We start from the raw sequence: 14,546 nt of genomic DNA on the forward strand, positions 1-14,546 counted from the left end.
CCTGCTACCCCCTGCCTACTCTTCCTCCACAATAGCAAACTCCAGGGCCAGGGGCTCGAATGCCGCCAGCAGCTGGGTGATGAATGCGGGGTTGTTGATCAGAATAGACAGCACGTTGTCGACGCGCTCCTGCAGGTCGCCGCTAGGGAAAAGCTTGTCTTTCACGGCCGTAAGCTGAGAGTAGGCCGTTTCGTGCTTGGCTTCGGCGGCCTTGCTCAGGCGCTTTTCCAGGCCGGCCAGGCCACCGGCGGTTTTCTGGGCTTCGGCGGCCACGGTTTTCACCAGCGTGGGGTCGAGGCGCTGGGCCAGGTCGGTGATTTGCTTGAAGGCGGCGGCTATGGCCTGCTGCTGCTCGCTCAAACTGATTTCTTCCTGCCCCAGGGTGGCGCCCACCTGCTTTTTAAGCTCGGGCAGGGGCCGGAACACGTCGGCGGGCGTGAGGCCCAGCTTGCGCAGCTTGCCCGCGTTGGCCTTGCCCAGGTACAGGGCCGAGTTGCGCAGCAGCAGCATCGGGAAGGGCACTTGGTTGTCGCTGAACACTTGCTTAAGCTGAAACCAGTAGGCCACTTCCGCCCCGCCGCCAATGTAGCAGAGGTTGGGCAGCAGCATTTCCTGGTACAAAGGCCGCAGCACCACATTGGGGCTGAAGCACTCGGGCTGACGGCGAGCCAGCTCCAGCAGCTCATCCTGGGTGTAGCACAGCTCGGTGTTGCGCACGGCATAACAGTCGCCGTCCAGTTCGATTCGCTCCCGCTTGCCTTGGTTGGTCAGGAAAAACAGATTCAGGGGGCGGGAATAAATCTGGGGCTTGTAGCCGGCGGCTTCGAGTTGGGTGTTAGTGGCCTGCACGGCGGTATTCGACGCCTGCTCCCGGATTTCGCGCTCCAGCACCGGCACCAGGGCCTGCTTCAGCGCGGTACTGTCGCCGTCGATGCTCACCAGGCCGTACTCACCAAACAGGGCGTGCGTCAGGCGGCGGGTGGCCTCGGTGAGGGTACCGCCGGCCTGGTAGGCCTCCCGGAACTCGCCCGGCACGTCGGCGGGCAGCTGGTCGAGCACCTGCGCCGCGAGGCCGTCGAGTTTCATCCGGCCCACCGGGCCGCCCACCTGCTCGCTCTGCCACTCGTGCTTTTTGCCAAAGAGGTGGAAGTGGTTGATTTCGGCGAAGTCGTGGTCTTCGGTGGCCATCCAGTACACCGGCACGAAGTCGTACTGCGGGTACCGGGCCTTCAGCTGCTGGCTCAGCTTAAGCGTGCTGACGATTTTATAGATAAAGTAGAGCGGCCCGGTGAGCAGGTTGAGTTGGTGGCCGGTGGTGACGGTGAAGGTCGTGTCCTTACTCAGCAGCGCCAGATTGGCGGCCACGGCCGGGTGCACCTCGCCTAGGCCCTGGTACTGCTCCTGCAGGGCTGCTACCAGCCGTTGCCGGGCCTCGGGCGAGTACGCAGCTTGCTTCTCGGCTATCTGGGCTGCAAATTCCTCCAGCTGCGGAAACCGGTGGTAATAGGGCTGCAGGGCGGGCTTTTGCGCAATGTAGTCGGCAAGAAAGGACGAGAAGGCACCCGTGGCGGCGTAGCTAAGATGATGCAGAGGCATAAGGCAGGAGAACAATTGGCGGTGCAAGGTCCGCAAAAAAATTACAGGGAAGGGGCAAGTTCCGGCCCTGCCGGCCGCACCTGGCAGCACTTTTTGCTGTTGACCAGGCTTTACGTCCGTCTTGAATAGAGGTCAAACCACGTCCGCATGAATCTGTTTCAGCTCCTGGGTTTGTGGCTGCTCATTGTAGTGCCCCTACCCTGGATTTATACGCTCCTGTACATTCAAAAAGGCTACTTTCCGGGGCGGTGGGAAAAGCGCCGCTGGTTCCATACCGTACTCACTCAGCCCGTTATCGGCCTGGTGCTCTACTGGACCAAAGGCCAGCGCCGCCGCCGGTCCAAACGAAAAAAAGCTGCCTGAACGGGCAGCTTTTTTCTTGAGCGGGGTAGCCGAAGTACTTATACCAGCTTGCCGTACAGGTCGAAGTCCGAGGCGTCGGTAATCTGCACGTTGGCAAAGCCGCCGATGGACACGTAAGTATCGGGCGTGGCCGGCACCAGCACTTCGTTGTCGACTTCGGGCGAGTCGAACTCGGTGCGGCCCACGAAGTAGCCGCTTTCCTTGCGGTCGAACAGCACTTTGTAGACGTTGCCCACTTTCTGCTCGTTCAGCTCCATCGAAATACCCTGCTGCAGCTCCATGATCTGGTCGGCGCGGCTTTGCTTCACCTCGGCGGGCACGTCGTCGGCCAGGGAGTGGGAGTGGGTATTTTCCTCGTGCGAGTAGGTGAAGATGCCCAGGCGCTCAAACTTGGTTTTCTCCACGAAGTCGTAGAGCTCCTCGAAATCCTGCTGGGTTTCGCCGGGGTGGCCAGCAATAAGCGTGGTGCGCAACGCAATATCGGGCACGCGCTGCCGGATGGTATCCACCAGCTCCACCGTGCGGCGCTTGCTGATGCCGCGGCGCATGGTCTTGAGCATATTGTCGCTGATATGCTGCAGGGGCATATCCAGGTACTTGCAGATGTTGTCGCGCTCCATCATTACGTCCAGCGCGTCCAGCGGGAACTGCGACGGATAGGCGTACTGCAGCCGGATCCAGTCGATGCCGTTCACGTCGGAGAGGTTGCGCAGCAGGTCGGCCAGCTTCCGCTCCCCGTAGGCTTCCAGGCCGTAGTAAGTCAGGTCCTGGGCAATGAGAATCAGCTCCTTGGTCCCCATCGAGGCCAGGCGCTTGGCTTCCTTCACCAGGTCTTCGATGGGCCGGTCCACGTGCTTGCCGCGCATCAGCGGGATGGCGCAGAACGAGCAGGGCCGGTTGCAGCCCTCGGCAATCTTGAAGTAGGCGTAGTGCCGGGGGGTGGTAATGAGCCGCTCGCCCACCAGCTCGTGCCGGTAGTCGGCCTCCAGGGTTTTCATCAGCTGGGGCAGTTCCAGGGTGCCGAAGTAGGCGTCTACCTGCGGAATTTCCACTTCCAGCTCGTCCTTGTAGCGCTGCGAGAGGCAGCCCGTCACGTAGAGCTTGTCCAGCTTACCGGCTTCCTTCTCGTCGGCGTAGCGCAGGATGGTGTCGATGCTTTCCTGCTTGGCGTTGTCGATAAAGCCGCAGGTGTTGATAATCACGATGTTGGCGTCGCTCTTCTTGGCCTCGTGGGTTACCTGGAAATTGTTGGCCTGCAGCTGGCCCATCAGCACCTCCGAATCGACGAGGTTTTTGGAACAGCCCAGGGTAATGACGTTGACTTTATTAGCCAGCTGGCTTCTTACTTTCATGCGAATGAGATAAGCGGGTAGGCGGGCAATTTCTTCACAGTGAGAAGCTTGCCCGCTTGGCACCCACGACGAATTTCGGACCGCAAAGGTACGCAGGAGCCAACGCCTTTTCCTACTCGCTTTGTTCCTTTTCCCAGCCAGGCTCTGGCTAGAAGCCCCGGCCGCCGGTCAGCACCCCGTACACGCCCGGCAGCAGGCGCCGTAGCCCCGCGCCCAGCAGCACGGCCGTCAGCACCACTGCCAGCGGCAGCAGCAGGTATACCCATAGGTTTTGGCCGGGCCAGCGCCGCACGGCGGCCTCGGTAGCGTAGTTTACCAAGGGCACGTGCAGGACATAAATCATGAACGAGAAGCTCGTCAGCCATACAAACCAGCGCTGGCGCATAGCTCCGCGCACCACAGCATCGGTGCCAAACCACATGACCAGCACGCCCAACGCTTCGGCAGTTTTGTGCAGCAGCAGCATGGGAATAAACGGCGGGTGGTCGGTAGCAAAAGCCAGGTATGTTTTGCCGCTTAATAAGACTAACCATACTACGGCCAGCGGACCCGGCCGTAGCCAGCGCGGGGGCGTGAGCAGGTTCACGTCGCGCTTCTGCAACCAGATACCCAGGGCAAAAAACACCAATCCCGTGCCCTCAAACAGCGGCGGCACGCTGATGTCGAGCAGCCATAGCAACCCGGCCACGCCGAAATAGATTTTGGGCACCTGCAGCACGGCCTTGCGCAGCCACGGATAGGCCAGGTTATACACTAGCAGACTACGCAAAAACCAGAGCTGAAACGGGACCGGCAGCAGCAGCCACCGCAGCAGCAGCTCTCCCGGACTATAGCCGCTCACCAGCGGATTATCAGGTCCGAAAACGCTCAGTTCGGCGGCCAGCACCAGCTGCCGGGTGGGCGCATACTGCTCCAGGGCCCAGGTTAGGCCCAGCCCGAAGGCGCTCCACAGTAGGTAGGGCACTAGCAACGTCCTTACCCGCCGCTGCACCCGGATCTTGTGCGGCTCCCGACCGTCGTGCCAGGTAAACAGGTAGCCGGAAATGGCAAACAGAATCGGGATGCGGAAGCGCAGCAGTCCGTTGGCCAGGAAATACTGCAACCAGGTGCCCACCGACAACGGCTCGTCTACCGGCGTCCAGGGCTGCAGGTAGCGGGAGTGCAGGTTATAGCCGTGCACGTATACCAGCAGCACCATGGCGACTAACGACCAGAACCGGAGTTTCTGGCTTAGAAAGGAATCAAGGCGGGCCGGGGCAACTTCGGCAACTGGCACGTCAGGAGAGGAAAGAGGCTGCATACCCTAGCAGATACCGAAGCCGGCTGTAGCGTTGCCTATATATAGCACATATAATATGCGTGCTTGGATATATTCCGCCGATTGCCCAAACAAAAACCCCGGCCGTGACGAGCACAGCCGGGGCTTGAAATAAGCGAAGTAGAAGGTCTACTTCTTCGAAAACAGCGAGTTGACGTAGGTATGCCGGTCAAACAGCTGCAAATCGGTCATCTTCTCCCCCACCCCGATGTAGCGTACCGGAATGTTGAACTGGTCGGAGATGCCGATAACCACGCCGCCCTTGGCCGTGCCGTCGAGCTTGGTAATGGCCAGGGCCGATACCTCGGTGGCTTTGGTGAATTCCTTGGCCTGCAAAAAGGCGTTCTGCCCCGTGCTGCCATCGAGCACCAGCAGCACCTCGTGCGGCGCATCCGGAATTACCTTCTGCATCACGCGCTTAATCTTGCTCAGCTCGTTCATCAGGTTCACCTTGTTGTGCAGGCGGCCGGCCGTGTCGATAATGACCACGTCGGCGCCCATTTCCACACCTTTCTGCACCGCATCGTAGGCTACCGAAGCCGGGTCGGTGTTCATGCCGTGGGAAATAACCGGGACGCCCACGCGCTGCCCCCAGATGATGAGCTGGTCGACGGCGGCGGCGCGGAAGGTATCGGCAGCGCCGAGCACTACTTTCTTGCCGGCCGAGTGGAAGCGGTGGGCCAGCTTGCCGATGGTCGTGGTTTTGCCCACGCCGTTCACGCCCACTACCATAATCACGAAGGGGTGGCCGGGGCTGTCGGCCCGGTCGAGAATGGCGCGCGAGCCGGTGGCGGCGCTGTTGCCGTCGAGCAGGCCGGCAATTTCCTCGCGCAGGATGCGGTCCAGCTCCGAGGTACTCACGTATTTGTCGCGGGCCACGCGCTTCTCGATGCGGTCAATGACCTTCACCGTGGTTTCGATGCCCACGTCGGCGTGTACCAGTACGCTTTCCAGGTCGTCGAGTACGGCTTCGTCCACCGTGGCTTTGCCCACGACGGCCTTGCTGAGCTGGTCAAAAAAGCTGGTTTTGGTCTTTTCCAAGCCTTTGTCCAGCGACTCCTGCTGCTCCTTGCTCTCCTTGTCCTTCTTAAAGAAATCGAAAAGTCCCATTTAGTGGTGCTTAGTGCTTAGTTGTTGGTGCTTCGCCGCGCAGCAGCCACGAAACGGATGCAAGTTCGCTCTTTCTGCGCGCTTCAGTACCAAGCACTACTCGACTGAGCACTCAGCACCAGATTAAAAAACCCCTAACACGCAAAAAAGTCCCACGGCGGCGGGACTTCTTCACTTCATTCAGCTGCCCGAAGGCGTCGAATTACTTCGTGCCGGAGGCAATGTATTCCTGCACTTTGTCAACGGGTACCATTTCCTCGCGGAAGGTATAGGCGCCAGTCTTAGGCGACTTTACAGCGCGGATGACCTTTGCCCAGTCTTTGCCGCCTGCTACTTTCAGGGTTGCTACTACTTTCTTAGCCATCGCTCAATTACTTGATTTCCTTGTGGACGGTCATTTTCTTGAGCACGGGGTTGAACTTCTTCAACTCAACACGCTCAGGCGTATTCTTACGGTTCTTGGTGGTAATGTAGCGCGAGGTGCCCGGCATACCCGAGTTCTTGTGCTCGGTGCACTCCAGGATTACCTGCACCCGGTTTCCTTTCTTAGCCATCTCGACTTGGGGTTTTGGATTAAGGACTGCAAAGGTACAAGTGTTTTCGGAATTGTCAAACCGTCAGCCAAATAGTAGCATAGATTTTTCTGATTTTCTGCCAAAAGCGCCTTGCCGCGGCCCAGTACCCGAACTAAAAACCTGAGTACCGCGGCAAATTCCGGTTCTCTAATTACCGCAACTACTTCAGTGCGGGCAGCTTGAAATCGTCCAGGGCGCTGGGTTTCGCCATCAACGACTCAATCTCGCTCACCGTGCGCGGGGCCCCGGCCGACAGGTTTTCGTAGCCGTTTTTGGTAATCAGAATATCGTCTTCGATGCGTACGCCGATATTCCACCACTTCGGGTCGCAGGGGCTGCCTTCGGGAATGTAAATGCCGGGCTCCACGGTAATGACTACGCCGGGCTGGAAGGGCTGGTAGGTGCCCCGGTCGTGCACATCGAGGCCCAGGTAGTGGCTGGTGCCGTGGGTGAAGTACTTGCGCACTTCGGCAGCATCCTTAACCAGACCCAGCTGGAGCAGGCCGTCGGTAATAACCTGCAGGGCGGCCTTATGGGGCGCCTGAAACTCGCTGCCGGGCTTGCACTCCTTGAAGGCGGCTTCCTGGGCGGCCAGCACCAGCTCGTAAATCTGACGCTGGGCCGGGGAAAATTTGCCGCTGGGCGGGGCCGTGCGCGTCACGTCGGCGGAGTAGCCGTGGTATTCGGCGCCGCAGTCCATCAGAATCAGGTCATTACCAAGGCGGGGCTTGTCGTTGGTTTCGTAGTGCAGAATGCAGCCGTTGGCCCCGGCCCCCACGATGCTGGGGTAGCCCTCAAACTCGGCGCCGTAGGTGCGGTACACGTACTCATGAATGCCCTGCACCGCATTTTCCGACATATCGGGCCGCAGGGCTTTCATCACTTCCTTCTGGCCGGTAGTGGAAATCTGGATGGCGCGACGCAGCAGCTTCAGCTCCTCCGGCGTCTTGATTTCGCGCATGCCGTTGAGCACCTCACTCAGCGTGGAGCCGTCGTAGCGCCCCGGGGCAGGAGCATTGGCCAATACTTTCTGGCGGTCGGCATCGGTGGCTGCCTGGCGGTAGGCCTGAATGTAGGCATCGGCGGCTACGGCATGCTGGGCTTTGCTCTGGGCTTCGAGGTAGGGCAGCAGATTAGCGGCACCAGTAGCGCCGTAGCGCTGAATCAGGTTGCGCAGCTCTCCTACCACGGGGTTGTAGTCGGCCGGGGTGCCGGACTGGCGCCGGAAGTCGGCCACGAGGCTATACAGATCGGCCGGGTCGCGCGGGTCGTCGCGCAGGTCGGTGGGCAAGTCCAAGAACAGGATTTGGCCAAAGTCGGCCCACTTGATGCCCGCCGCGGCAAACGTCTGATTATCGGCTGTGTACTGGAGCTTGAGCTGCTGCTTGGCCCCGTCGGCGCCCATGCGGCGGCCGGTCCAGGACTCGCGCTGCGGGTCGCGGTGCTGGGTGAACAGGGCTTCCGTGACGCCGCTCTGCCCCCCGATGGTCTGGGGCTCTTTAAAGAGCAGCAGCACGGAATGCGGCTCGGTGTAGCCGGTCAGGTAGTAGAAGTCGGGGTTTTGATGGTAGATAAAGTCTACATCGTTGGCCCGGTTGCGGACGGGAGCCGCAAAAAAAACGGCAACGGAGCGGGCCGGCAGCGCTTGGCGCAGCAGCTCTCTCCGTTGCCGGTGAAATGCGGGGTCCAGGAAATCAGTGGGACGGTCGGCACCGGCAGCCCGCTGAGCGCGGACTTCCGATAAAGGACCAGCCAATGAAACCGCCAGGAGGGCGGCCAGGATTGTCCGGGGCGATTTTAGCAGAAGCGAGTAGAGCATACGGCGAAAGGACGCTGAACCACCCGGCACGTTGCGTGCGAGGCCTGTTCAGCCGGTTCGGCCGTAAGGTACTACCCGGATTCCCGGAAAAAATCTAGTAAACGATGAAGCCCTGCTCTTTTGCCTTCTTCAGGACCGACATGATGCCGTTCTTGTTGATGGTGCGGATAGTGCTGGTAGCAACTTTCAACGTAACCCAGGAGTCCTCTTCAGGGATGTAGAAGCGCTTCTTCTGCAGGTTCGGGTAGAACTTGCGCTTGGTTTTGTTGTTGGCGTGCGAAACGTTGTTGCCTACGCGGGTACGCTTGCCGGTCAGATCACATACTCGTGCCATGATATCGAGGGACTTAGAGGTTTCAATGCTGGAAAAAGGGACGCAAATATCGGTATTTGTGCGATAGTAACAAACCGAAACGCTGAAAAATAAGCGGTTAGCCCTGGCGCGGCGGCTTGGCAGCGGCTCGGGCAACCTTGCTAAAACCCCACGGGCAGTGCCGGCAGCCACTTTTACAGCAGAATCCGCGGCGCAAATGATATTGTTCGGTGAAGACCATAAAACCTTCCGGCGTCAGGTAATAGTCGCCCGGCTGCAAGGGTTGGGGTTGGAGGGCCATAGACCGGCAAGGTACTACGAAAAGCCCGTCGGCCCCTTGGCACGGGCTCTATACCGGGCTGCGACGGTAGCCTTTTAGGGCAAAGAAGCCGTCATTTTCGTATCTTGGAGTACCTCTCCGGACTGACCATCCGCTTCTCTGCCGCCGCTATGCTGCCACACCGTACCGCCTTTTTCCCGCTGCTGCTCGCCAGCCTCTACGGCGCGCCGGCCCTGGCCCAGCAGGCCGCCGACCGGCCCGTGACGGTAGCCACTGCGGCCGAAGCCGGCTCGGTGGCCCCAGCCCAGTCGATGGCCTTATTTGATCAGTTGATAGCCAAGCCCATGCAGGAAGCGTTGCGCACCTTGCCCCAAGCCCGCAAACGGTTTGAGGCGGGACTGAAGCCCGGCGAAGCATTTTACCTGACCACCCGGGTAGTGGATGCGGACGGGCGCTTCGAGCAGGTTTTCGTGCAGGTGACCCAGTGGGAAGACACCTACGTGCAGGGTACCATTGCCAATACGCTGCAAACCGTGCAGAGCTACACCACCGGCCAGACGCTGGAGTTTACCACCAAGGCCGTTTACGACTGGACCATCGTGCGGGCCGACGGCTCGGAAGAAGGCAACTACGTGGGTAAATTCCTGGACATTCAGAGCCGGCTCGACCGGCTCGGGGAGTAAGCGGCAGCGGCTTTGGGGCGCGCCAACGCCTTCGGGGCTTTTGCGTAGTTTTGAGCTAGCTGAATCCGTTACCCGGTTTTAACCTTTCCCGCCATGCACGCTACTCCCACCCACTCCGCCCCCTCCACCACCAGCCGCAGCCAGGAGCTGATGGCGCTGGAAGACCGCTACGGCGCCCACAACTACCATCCCTTGCCCGTGGTGCTGAGCCGGGGCGAGGGCGTGCACGTATGGGACGTGGACGGCAAGCAGTACTTCGATTTTCTGTCGGCTTATTCGGCCGTCAACCAGGGCCACTGCCACCCGCGCATCGTGGGCGCTATGATAGAGCAGGCCCAGAAGCTGACCCTGACGTCGCGCGCTTTCTTTAACGACCAGCTAGGCCCGGCCGAAAAGCAGCTGTGCGAGCTGTTTGGCTACGATAAGGCGCTGCTGATGAACTCGGGCGCCGAAGCCGTGGAAACGGCCCTGAAGCTGGCCCGCAAGTGGGGCTACCAGGAAAAAGGCATTGCCCCCAACCAGGCCCGCATTCTGGTGGCCGAGCACAACTTCCACGGCCGCACCACCGGCATTATTTCCTTCAGCACCGACCCCGACAGCACCGGCGGCTTCGGCCCCTACATGCCCGGCTACCAGGTAGTGCCCTACGACGACCTGACGGCCCTGGAAGAGGCGCTGCAGGACCCGCACGTGTGCGGCTTCATGGTGGAGCCCATTCAGGGCGAAGCCGGCGTGATGGTGCCTTCAGACGGGTACCTGGCCAAAGCCCACGCCCTGTGCAAAGCCCACAACGTACTCTTCATTGCCGATGAAATCCAGACCGGCCTGGGCCGGACCGGCGAACTGCTGGCCGTGTGCTACGAAGGCGTGCACGCCGATATTCTGATTCTGGGCAAAGCCCTGTCGGGTGGCACCATGCCGGTATCGGCCGTGCTGGCTTCGGATGCCATTATGCTTACTATTCAGCCTGGGCAGCACGGCTCCACGTTTGGGGGCAACCCGCTGGCCTGCGTGGTACTGCGCGCCGCTCTCGACGTGCTCCACGACGAGCATTTGATCAGCAACTCCAAGGCCCAGGGCGAGGTGTTCCGCGAAAGAATGCGCCGCGTGATGGCCAAGCGCCCCGAAGTAGTGGAGCTGGTGCGCGGCAAAGGCCTGCTCAACGCGGTGGTCATCAAGCCTCATGCCGATGGCCGCACGGCCTGGGACGTGTGCGTGAGCCTGATGGAGCGCGGCCTGCTGGCCAAGCCTACCCACGGCGACATCATCCGCTTCGCCCCGCCCCTGGTTATTACCGAAGAGCAGATGCACGAGGCCTGCGACATTATCGAGCAGGTGATTCTGGAGTTCTAAGCCCGCCGCTTTTCCCGAAACCCAAGCGGACCGCCTTATCTTGGCGGTCCGCTTATTTTTTGCCGATGACATCATTCCCCGGAAGCCGAGTCCTTCTTTTCTCCTTCGCCTTGCTAGTGGGCTGCCGCAGCGAAAAAGCAGCCTTTCAATTCCGGCCTGGTTTGGGTCCGGCTACGGCGGCCCGCAGCATGACGGCTCCCGCTGCCCTAGCTGCCGAGCCGTCAGCAATGGCCGAGCCGGCAGCACCAGCCAGACTAACAGTACCTAAAACACTGTCCAATACACCTTCCCAAGCTCACGCTGCCGCCCGGCCGCAGAGGAGCTTAGCCACGGCGCTAACGCAGATTTCCAAGCGGGAAAGTCAACGTTTCCAGGCCCAGAAGCAGACGCGCAAGCCGCGGCAGGCTGCCGATGATTCCGACGTGTTGCACGCAGTGCTGGGCTCCCTGCTCATTATCGGCGGCGTGATACTGGGGCTGCTGGTGGGCGGCTGGCTAGGGCTGGGGCTGGGCGCCGTCGTCGTTATTGCGGGCTACTACTTTCTGGTGCTGAGCTTCGGCGGGCCGCACGCCTGGCTGGAAATCTTCCAGGAGTTCTTCAATATGTAGCTGCCCGGTAGGCTTACCCTACGGCTCTTACCTTGGCAGAGCTGTTTGCAGAGACTTCACTTGCAATTCCTTTCTATATGATGATGTGGGGTAGTGGTAGAGTTTATTTTGATAATGCTTTACCAAGCTTGGAATCCGTTGTTCAAAAAACGATTGAAAACTCCGGCTTGGAGCTACTATACAATGAGTCTAAAAAACATGTAGAATGTGTCGGTTCAGATACATTTGTTGACATGTGCATCATAGAAGGCAATGGTTATTATATAGCAACATTCAGGATTTATAACGCTCCAAATGAATATCTCTTGGCAGCTGTTTTGAATACACTCGTCCAAATGGGTGGGGTATATGAGATAAGGAATTTTGGCAAAGTGCATTCCCTTGAAATGCCTGATTGGGCCAGACTTCCGTGGGAAGTAGCGAAGATGCTGATTGGCAAGTAAGCGTACTTAGTCGTTGTTCCTGCTCTGTATACCAGCCGATCTACGGCTGATGCCCTTGGGGCTGGTTAATGACGGTGCGCTGCTACAACTCCACCGCTGCGCAACCTTACCTTTGCCAACGTTGTTTTGCCCGATTGAATCTTTCCAAACGTATCTATGGCCATCCTCCCTACCCACCGCCCCCGGCGGAACCGCAAGTCTGAAGTCATCCGCAACATGGTGCAGGAAACCAACCTGACCACCCACGATTTCATCTACCCGCTGTTCCTGATTGAGGGCCAGAACCAGACGCTGGAAGTAAGCTCGATGCCGGGCATTCACCGCTTCACCGCCGACCGGCTCATCGACGAAATTGGGCAGGCCGTGGAGCTGGGCATCAAGGCGTTTGCCCCGTTTCCCAGCATCAACGACGCCTTGAAAGATCGGCTGGCCAAGGAATCAGCTAACCCCGAGGGCCTGTACCTGAAGACCGTGGCCGACATCAAGCGGCAGTTCCCCGACGTGGTGATTATGACCGACGTGGCCATGGACCCCTACTCCTCCGACGGGCACGACGGCGTGGTGGATGCCGAGTCGGGCGAGATTCTGAACGACGCCTCCCTGGAAGTGCTGGGCCAGATGGCCCTGGCCCAGGCCCGCGCCGGCGCCGACATCATCGGCCCCAGCGACATGATGGACGGCCGCGTAGCCTGGATTCGGGACGTGCTCGACCGCAACGCCTTTTCGCACGTGAGCATCATGAGCTACACGGCCAAGTACGCCTCGGCTTTCTACGGCCCTTTCCGCGACGCTCTGGACTCGGCCCCCAAGAAAGGCGACAAGAAAAGCTACCAGATGAACCCGGCCAACAAGCGCGAGGCCTTGCGCGAGCTGGCCCTCGACGAGCAGGAAGGCGCCGACATGGTGATGGTGAAGCCCGCCCTGAGCTACCTCGACGTGATTCACGTGGTAAAAGAAAACACCCACCTGCCCGTAACGGCCTACAACGTCTCGGGCGAGTACGCCATGATTAAGGCCGCCGCCCGCAACGGCTGGGTGGACGGCGAGAAAACCATGATGGAAGTGCTGCTCAGCATCAAGCGGGCCGGCGCCGACGCCATCCTGACGTACTTTGCCAAAGAAGCCGCCGAGGTGCTGCGCCGCGGCTAAAACCTGCTTATAGCCTTGCTTTTTAAGAACGCACCCTGACGGGTGCGTTCTTTTTTTTGTGTGGTCAGCAGCTGGTTTTGCTAAGAACCAGTCCCGCTTCACAAAAGCCGTTTCCGGTTGAGCTGAACGGATTTTTACTCTTTGGCAGATTATTCATGTGCTAAATTTTTTAGTAGAAAATTTAGGCAATTACTTGCGCATTCAACCCAATTGCCGTAATATCGTAGAAACAATATCTGACTTGATTTCCCATCTTTTTTAGCAAAGCATATGAATCAGTCCAGTTCTTTGTATCGGCATGGTGACGTACTTATTGCGGCCGTAGCGGCCCTACCCGTCGGGGCGGTGCCGCGGCCGGGCGTGGTGCTGGCGCACGGCGAGCATACTGGCCATTCCCACCGCATCCGGGAAACCGGCGCCGCCAGCCTGTACGCCTATGGCCACGAGCTGTACCTGCTGATTTCGGCCCCGACGGCCACGCTGGTTCACGAGGAGCACCGGCCCATTGCGCTGCCCGTGGGCGTGTACCGGGTGTGGCAGCAGCGGGAGTATACGCCCTCGGCTATTCGTACCGTAGTCGACTAGGCAGCGTATGTTCAGCATCAACGCCCGGGGCCGTAACCTGCGCCGCCCGGCCGCTACGGCCCCGGAACCAGCCGCTCCGGCCGCCCCCGTGCTTCCCCAACCCAGCGTTGCCAACGAGCCCGCCGGCGGGGCCGCTGCCTATACCCGGCCCTATGCGGGGGTAGTGCGCACCACGCCCGAGGAAGCCCGGGCCCTGCTGCTTTCCGGCCGCATGCCCGACGAGCTGATTGTGAGCGGGGCACTGCGGCTGAATAATGAGCCTCGGCTGCGGGAGCTGCCCACGTTGCTGGAATGCACCCACCTGGAGGTCAACAACTGCCCTAACCTGGAACTGCTGCCCGAGCGGCTGCGGGCCACCAGCGTGCAGGCCGCCCGCACCGGCATCCGGGAGCTGACCGGCGACTGGCTGGTGCGCGAAACCGTGAACCTGAACGACAACCCGCACCTGCGCCGCCTGCCCGAGCGCCTGACGGCCAAGAGCTTGTCTGTGGCCAACTGCCCCCAGCTGCTGCACCTGCCCGCTACTTTGCACCTGACCAACTGGGTGGAAGTAGCCGGCAGTGGCCTCACCAGCCTGCCCAGTGGCCTGAAGGTGAACATCCGCTGGCAGGGCACCGCCGTGGATGAGCGCACCGCCTTTCGCCCCGAAGACCTCAAGGCCGTCGAGATTCTGAACGTGCGCAACGTGACGCGGCGGCGGGTGCTGCTGGAACGCTTCGGCCTCGACCGGTTTATCCAGGAAGTGGGTGGCCTCATCATCGACCGGGACCGGGACGCGGGCGGGGACCGGCAGCTCATCAGCATTCCGCTCGAAGATGATGAGCCCATCGTGGCCTTGCGCGTGAAATGCCCCTCCACGGCCCACACCTACGTGCTGCGGGTGCCGCCCCACGTGCGCACCTGCCGCCGGGCCGCCGCCTGGCTGGCCGGCTTCGACAATGAGCACGACTACCGGCCCCTTATCGAAACCTGAGGCGGGCCTTCCCCTGATTTTCAAGC

The 14,546-nt window shown here is 60.2% G+C and carries 17 protein-coding genes; 8 read left to right on the forward strand and 9 right to left on the reverse strand.

Features of this window, described 5'->3' with window-relative positions:
* Positions 1-15: 15 nt before the first annotated feature.
* Positions 16-1,596: a bacillithiol biosynthesis cysteine-adding enzyme BshC gene (gene bshC / locus LGH70_RS12415; RefSeq protein ID WP_226186023.1), complete on the reverse strand. Its 1,581-nt coding sequence runs from the start codon at positions 1,594-1,596 to the stop codon at positions 16-18.
* Positions 1,597-1,743: 147 nt separating this feature from the next.
* Between bshC and LGH70_RS12420 the strand changes: the two genes are divergently transcribed.
* Complete coding sequence (locus LGH70_RS12420) at positions 1,744-1,959, forward strand: hypothetical protein (RefSeq protein ID WP_226186025.1); 216 nt, start codon at positions 1,744-1,746, stop codon at positions 1,957-1,959.
* A gap of 38 nt (positions 1,960-1,997) precedes the next feature.
* Here LGH70_RS12420 and rimO read toward each other — a convergent pair whose 3' ends face one another.
* The 8 genes from rimO to LGH70_RS12460 all read right to left on the reverse strand — a co-directional run bounded on the left by rimO (position 1,998) and on the right by LGH70_RS12460 (position 8,747).
* Positions 1,998-3,311, reverse strand: coding sequence for a 30S ribosomal protein S12 methylthiotransferase RimO (gene rimO / locus LGH70_RS12425; RefSeq protein ID WP_226186026.1), 1,314 nt, complete (start codon positions 3,309-3,311; stop codon positions 1,998-2,000).
* Between the two features lie 148 nt (positions 3,312-3,459).
* A complete protein-coding gene (locus LGH70_RS12430; RefSeq protein ID WP_226186027.1) occupies positions 3,460-4,611 on the reverse strand; it encodes an acyltransferase family protein in 1,152 nt (383 codons plus the stop codon).
* A 147-nt stretch (positions 4,612-4,758) separates the two neighbouring features.
* A complete protein-coding gene (gene ftsY, locus LGH70_RS12435) occupies positions 4,759-5,739 on the reverse strand; it encodes a signal recognition particle-docking protein FtsY (protein WP_226186028.1) in 981 nt (326 codons plus the stop codon).
* Between the two features lie 202 nt (positions 5,740-5,941).
* Positions 5,942-6,103, reverse strand: coding sequence for a DUF4295 domain-containing protein (locus LGH70_RS12440; RefSeq protein ID WP_135395614.1), 162 nt, complete (start codon positions 6,101-6,103; stop codon positions 5,942-5,944).
* Between the two features lie 7 nt (positions 6,104-6,110).
* Positions 6,111-6,293, reverse strand: a complete 183-nt coding sequence (gene rpmG / locus LGH70_RS12445; protein WP_100337992.1) for a 50S ribosomal protein L33 — start codon at positions 6,291-6,293, stop codon at positions 6,111-6,113.
* Between the two features lie 181 nt (positions 6,294-6,474).
* Positions 6,475-8,070: an aminopeptidase P N-terminal domain-containing protein gene (locus LGH70_RS12450; RefSeq protein WP_226186029.1), complete on the reverse strand. Its 1,596-nt coding sequence runs from the start codon at positions 8,068-8,070 to the stop codon at positions 6,475-6,477.
* 157 nt (positions 8,071-8,227) lie between these two features.
* A complete protein-coding gene (rpmB, locus tag LGH70_RS12455) occupies positions 8,228-8,467 on the reverse strand; it encodes a 50S ribosomal protein L28 (RefSeq protein ID WP_022825070.1) in 240 nt (79 codons plus the stop codon).
* A 97-nt stretch (positions 8,468-8,564) separates the two neighbouring features.
* The gene (locus LGH70_RS12460; protein ID WP_226186030.1) at positions 8,565-8,747 is read right to left on the reverse strand and encodes a C1orf53 family protein; all 183 of its coding nucleotides are present in this window, start codon (positions 8,745-8,747) and stop codon (positions 8,565-8,567) included.
* Between the two features lie 149 nt (positions 8,748-8,896).
* Between LGH70_RS12460 and LGH70_RS12465 the strand changes: the two genes are divergently transcribed.
* From LGH70_RS12465 to LGH70_RS12495, 7 genes are all read left to right on the forward strand, one after another.
* Positions 8,897-9,409: a DUF2314 domain-containing protein gene (locus LGH70_RS12465; protein WP_226186031.1), complete on the forward strand. Its 513-nt coding sequence runs from the start codon at positions 8,897-8,899 to the stop codon at positions 9,407-9,409.
* 93 nt (positions 9,410-9,502) lie between these two features.
* Positions 9,503-10,762: an ornithine--oxo-acid transaminase gene (rocD, locus tag LGH70_RS12470; RefSeq protein WP_226186032.1), complete on the forward strand. Its 1,260-nt coding sequence runs from the start codon at positions 9,503-9,505 to the stop codon at positions 10,760-10,762.
* A gap of 422 nt (positions 10,763-11,184) precedes the next feature.
* Complete coding sequence (locus LGH70_RS12475; protein WP_226186033.1) at positions 11,185-11,370, forward strand: hypothetical protein; 186 nt, start codon at positions 11,185-11,187, stop codon at positions 11,368-11,370.
* Between the two features lie 32 nt (positions 11,371-11,402).
* Positions 11,403-11,813, forward strand: coding sequence for a hypothetical protein (locus LGH70_RS12480; RefSeq protein ID WP_226186035.1), 411 nt, complete (start codon positions 11,403-11,405; stop codon positions 11,811-11,813).
* A 156-nt stretch (positions 11,814-11,969) separates the two neighbouring features.
* Positions 11,970-12,962 (forward strand): porphobilinogen synthase, encoded by a 993-nt coding sequence (gene hemB, locus LGH70_RS12485; protein ID WP_226186037.1) that lies wholly within the window; start codon positions 11,970-11,972, stop codon positions 12,960-12,962.
* Between the two features lie 270 nt (positions 12,963-13,232).
* Positions 13,233-13,547, forward strand: coding sequence for a hypothetical protein (locus tag LGH70_RS12490; protein ID WP_226186038.1), 315 nt, complete (start codon positions 13,233-13,235; stop codon positions 13,545-13,547).
* A 7-nt stretch (positions 13,548-13,554) separates the two neighbouring features.
* Positions 13,555-14,520, forward strand: a complete 966-nt coding sequence (locus LGH70_RS12495) for a DUF6745 domain-containing protein (RefSeq protein WP_226186039.1) — start codon at positions 13,555-13,557, stop codon at positions 14,518-14,520.
* Positions 14,521-14,546: the final 26 nt, after the last annotated feature.

The sequence above is a fragment of the Hymenobacter nitidus genome, from assembly GCF_020447315.1.
In the GTDB taxonomy this organism is placed as follows: Bacteria; Bacteroidota; Bacteroidia; order Cytophagales; family Hymenobacteraceae; genus Hymenobacter; species Hymenobacter nitidus.

Bases quoted from the DNA above. Each gene is read 5' to 3' on its own strand.
- LGH70_RS12490 (WP_226186038.1), top strand. From the start codon at position 13,233: ATGAATCAGTCCAGTTCTTTGTATCGGCATGGTGACGTACTTATTGCG.
- LGH70_RS12495 (WP_226186039.1), top strand. From the start codon at position 13,555: ATGTTCAGCATCAACGCCCGGGGCCGTAACCTGCGCCGCCCGGCCGCT.
- ftsY (WP_226186028.1), bottom strand. From the start codon at position 5,739: ATGGGACTTTTCGATTTCTTTAAGAAGGACAAGGAGAGCAAGGAGCAG.
- rpmB (WP_022825070.1), bottom strand. From the start codon at position 8,467: ATGGCACGAGTATGTGATCTGACCGGCAAGCGTACCCGCGTAGGCAAC.
- rimO (WP_226186026.1), bottom strand. From the start codon at position 3,311: ATGAAAGTAAGAAGCCAGCTGGCTAATAAAGTCAACGTCATTACCCTG.
- bshC (WP_226186023.1), bottom strand. From the start codon at position 1,596: ATGCCTCTGCATCATCTTAGCTACGCCGCCACGGGTGCCTTCTCGTCC.
- LGH70_RS12460 (WP_226186030.1), bottom strand. From the start codon at position 8,747: ATGGCCCTCCAACCCCAACCCTTGCAGCCGGGCGACTATTACCTGACG.
- rocD (WP_226186032.1), top strand. From the start codon at position 9,503: ATGCACGCTACTCCCACCCACTCCGCCCCCTCCACCACCAGCCGCAGC.
- LGH70_RS12420 (WP_226186025.1), top strand. From the start codon at position 1,744: ATGAATCTGTTTCAGCTCCTGGGTTTGTGGCTGCTCATTGTAGTGCCC.
- rpmG (WP_100337992.1), bottom strand. From the start codon at position 6,293: ATGGCTAAGAAAGGAAACCGGGTGCAGGTAATCCTGGAGTGCACCGAG.
- LGH70_RS12430 (WP_226186027.1), bottom strand. From the start codon at position 4,611: ATGCAGCCTCTTTCCTCTCCTGACGTGCCAGTTGCCGAAGTTGCCCCG.
- hemB (WP_226186037.1), top strand. From the start codon at position 11,970: ATGGCCATCCTCCCTACCCACCGCCCCCGGCGGAACCGCAAGTCTGAA.
- LGH70_RS12440 (WP_135395614.1), bottom strand. From the start codon at position 6,103: ATGGCTAAGAAAGTAGTAGCAACCCTGAAAGTAGCAGGCGGCAAAGAC.
- LGH70_RS12465 (WP_226186031.1), top strand. From the start codon at position 8,897: ATGCTGCCACACCGTACCGCCTTTTTCCCGCTGCTGCTCGCCAGCCTC.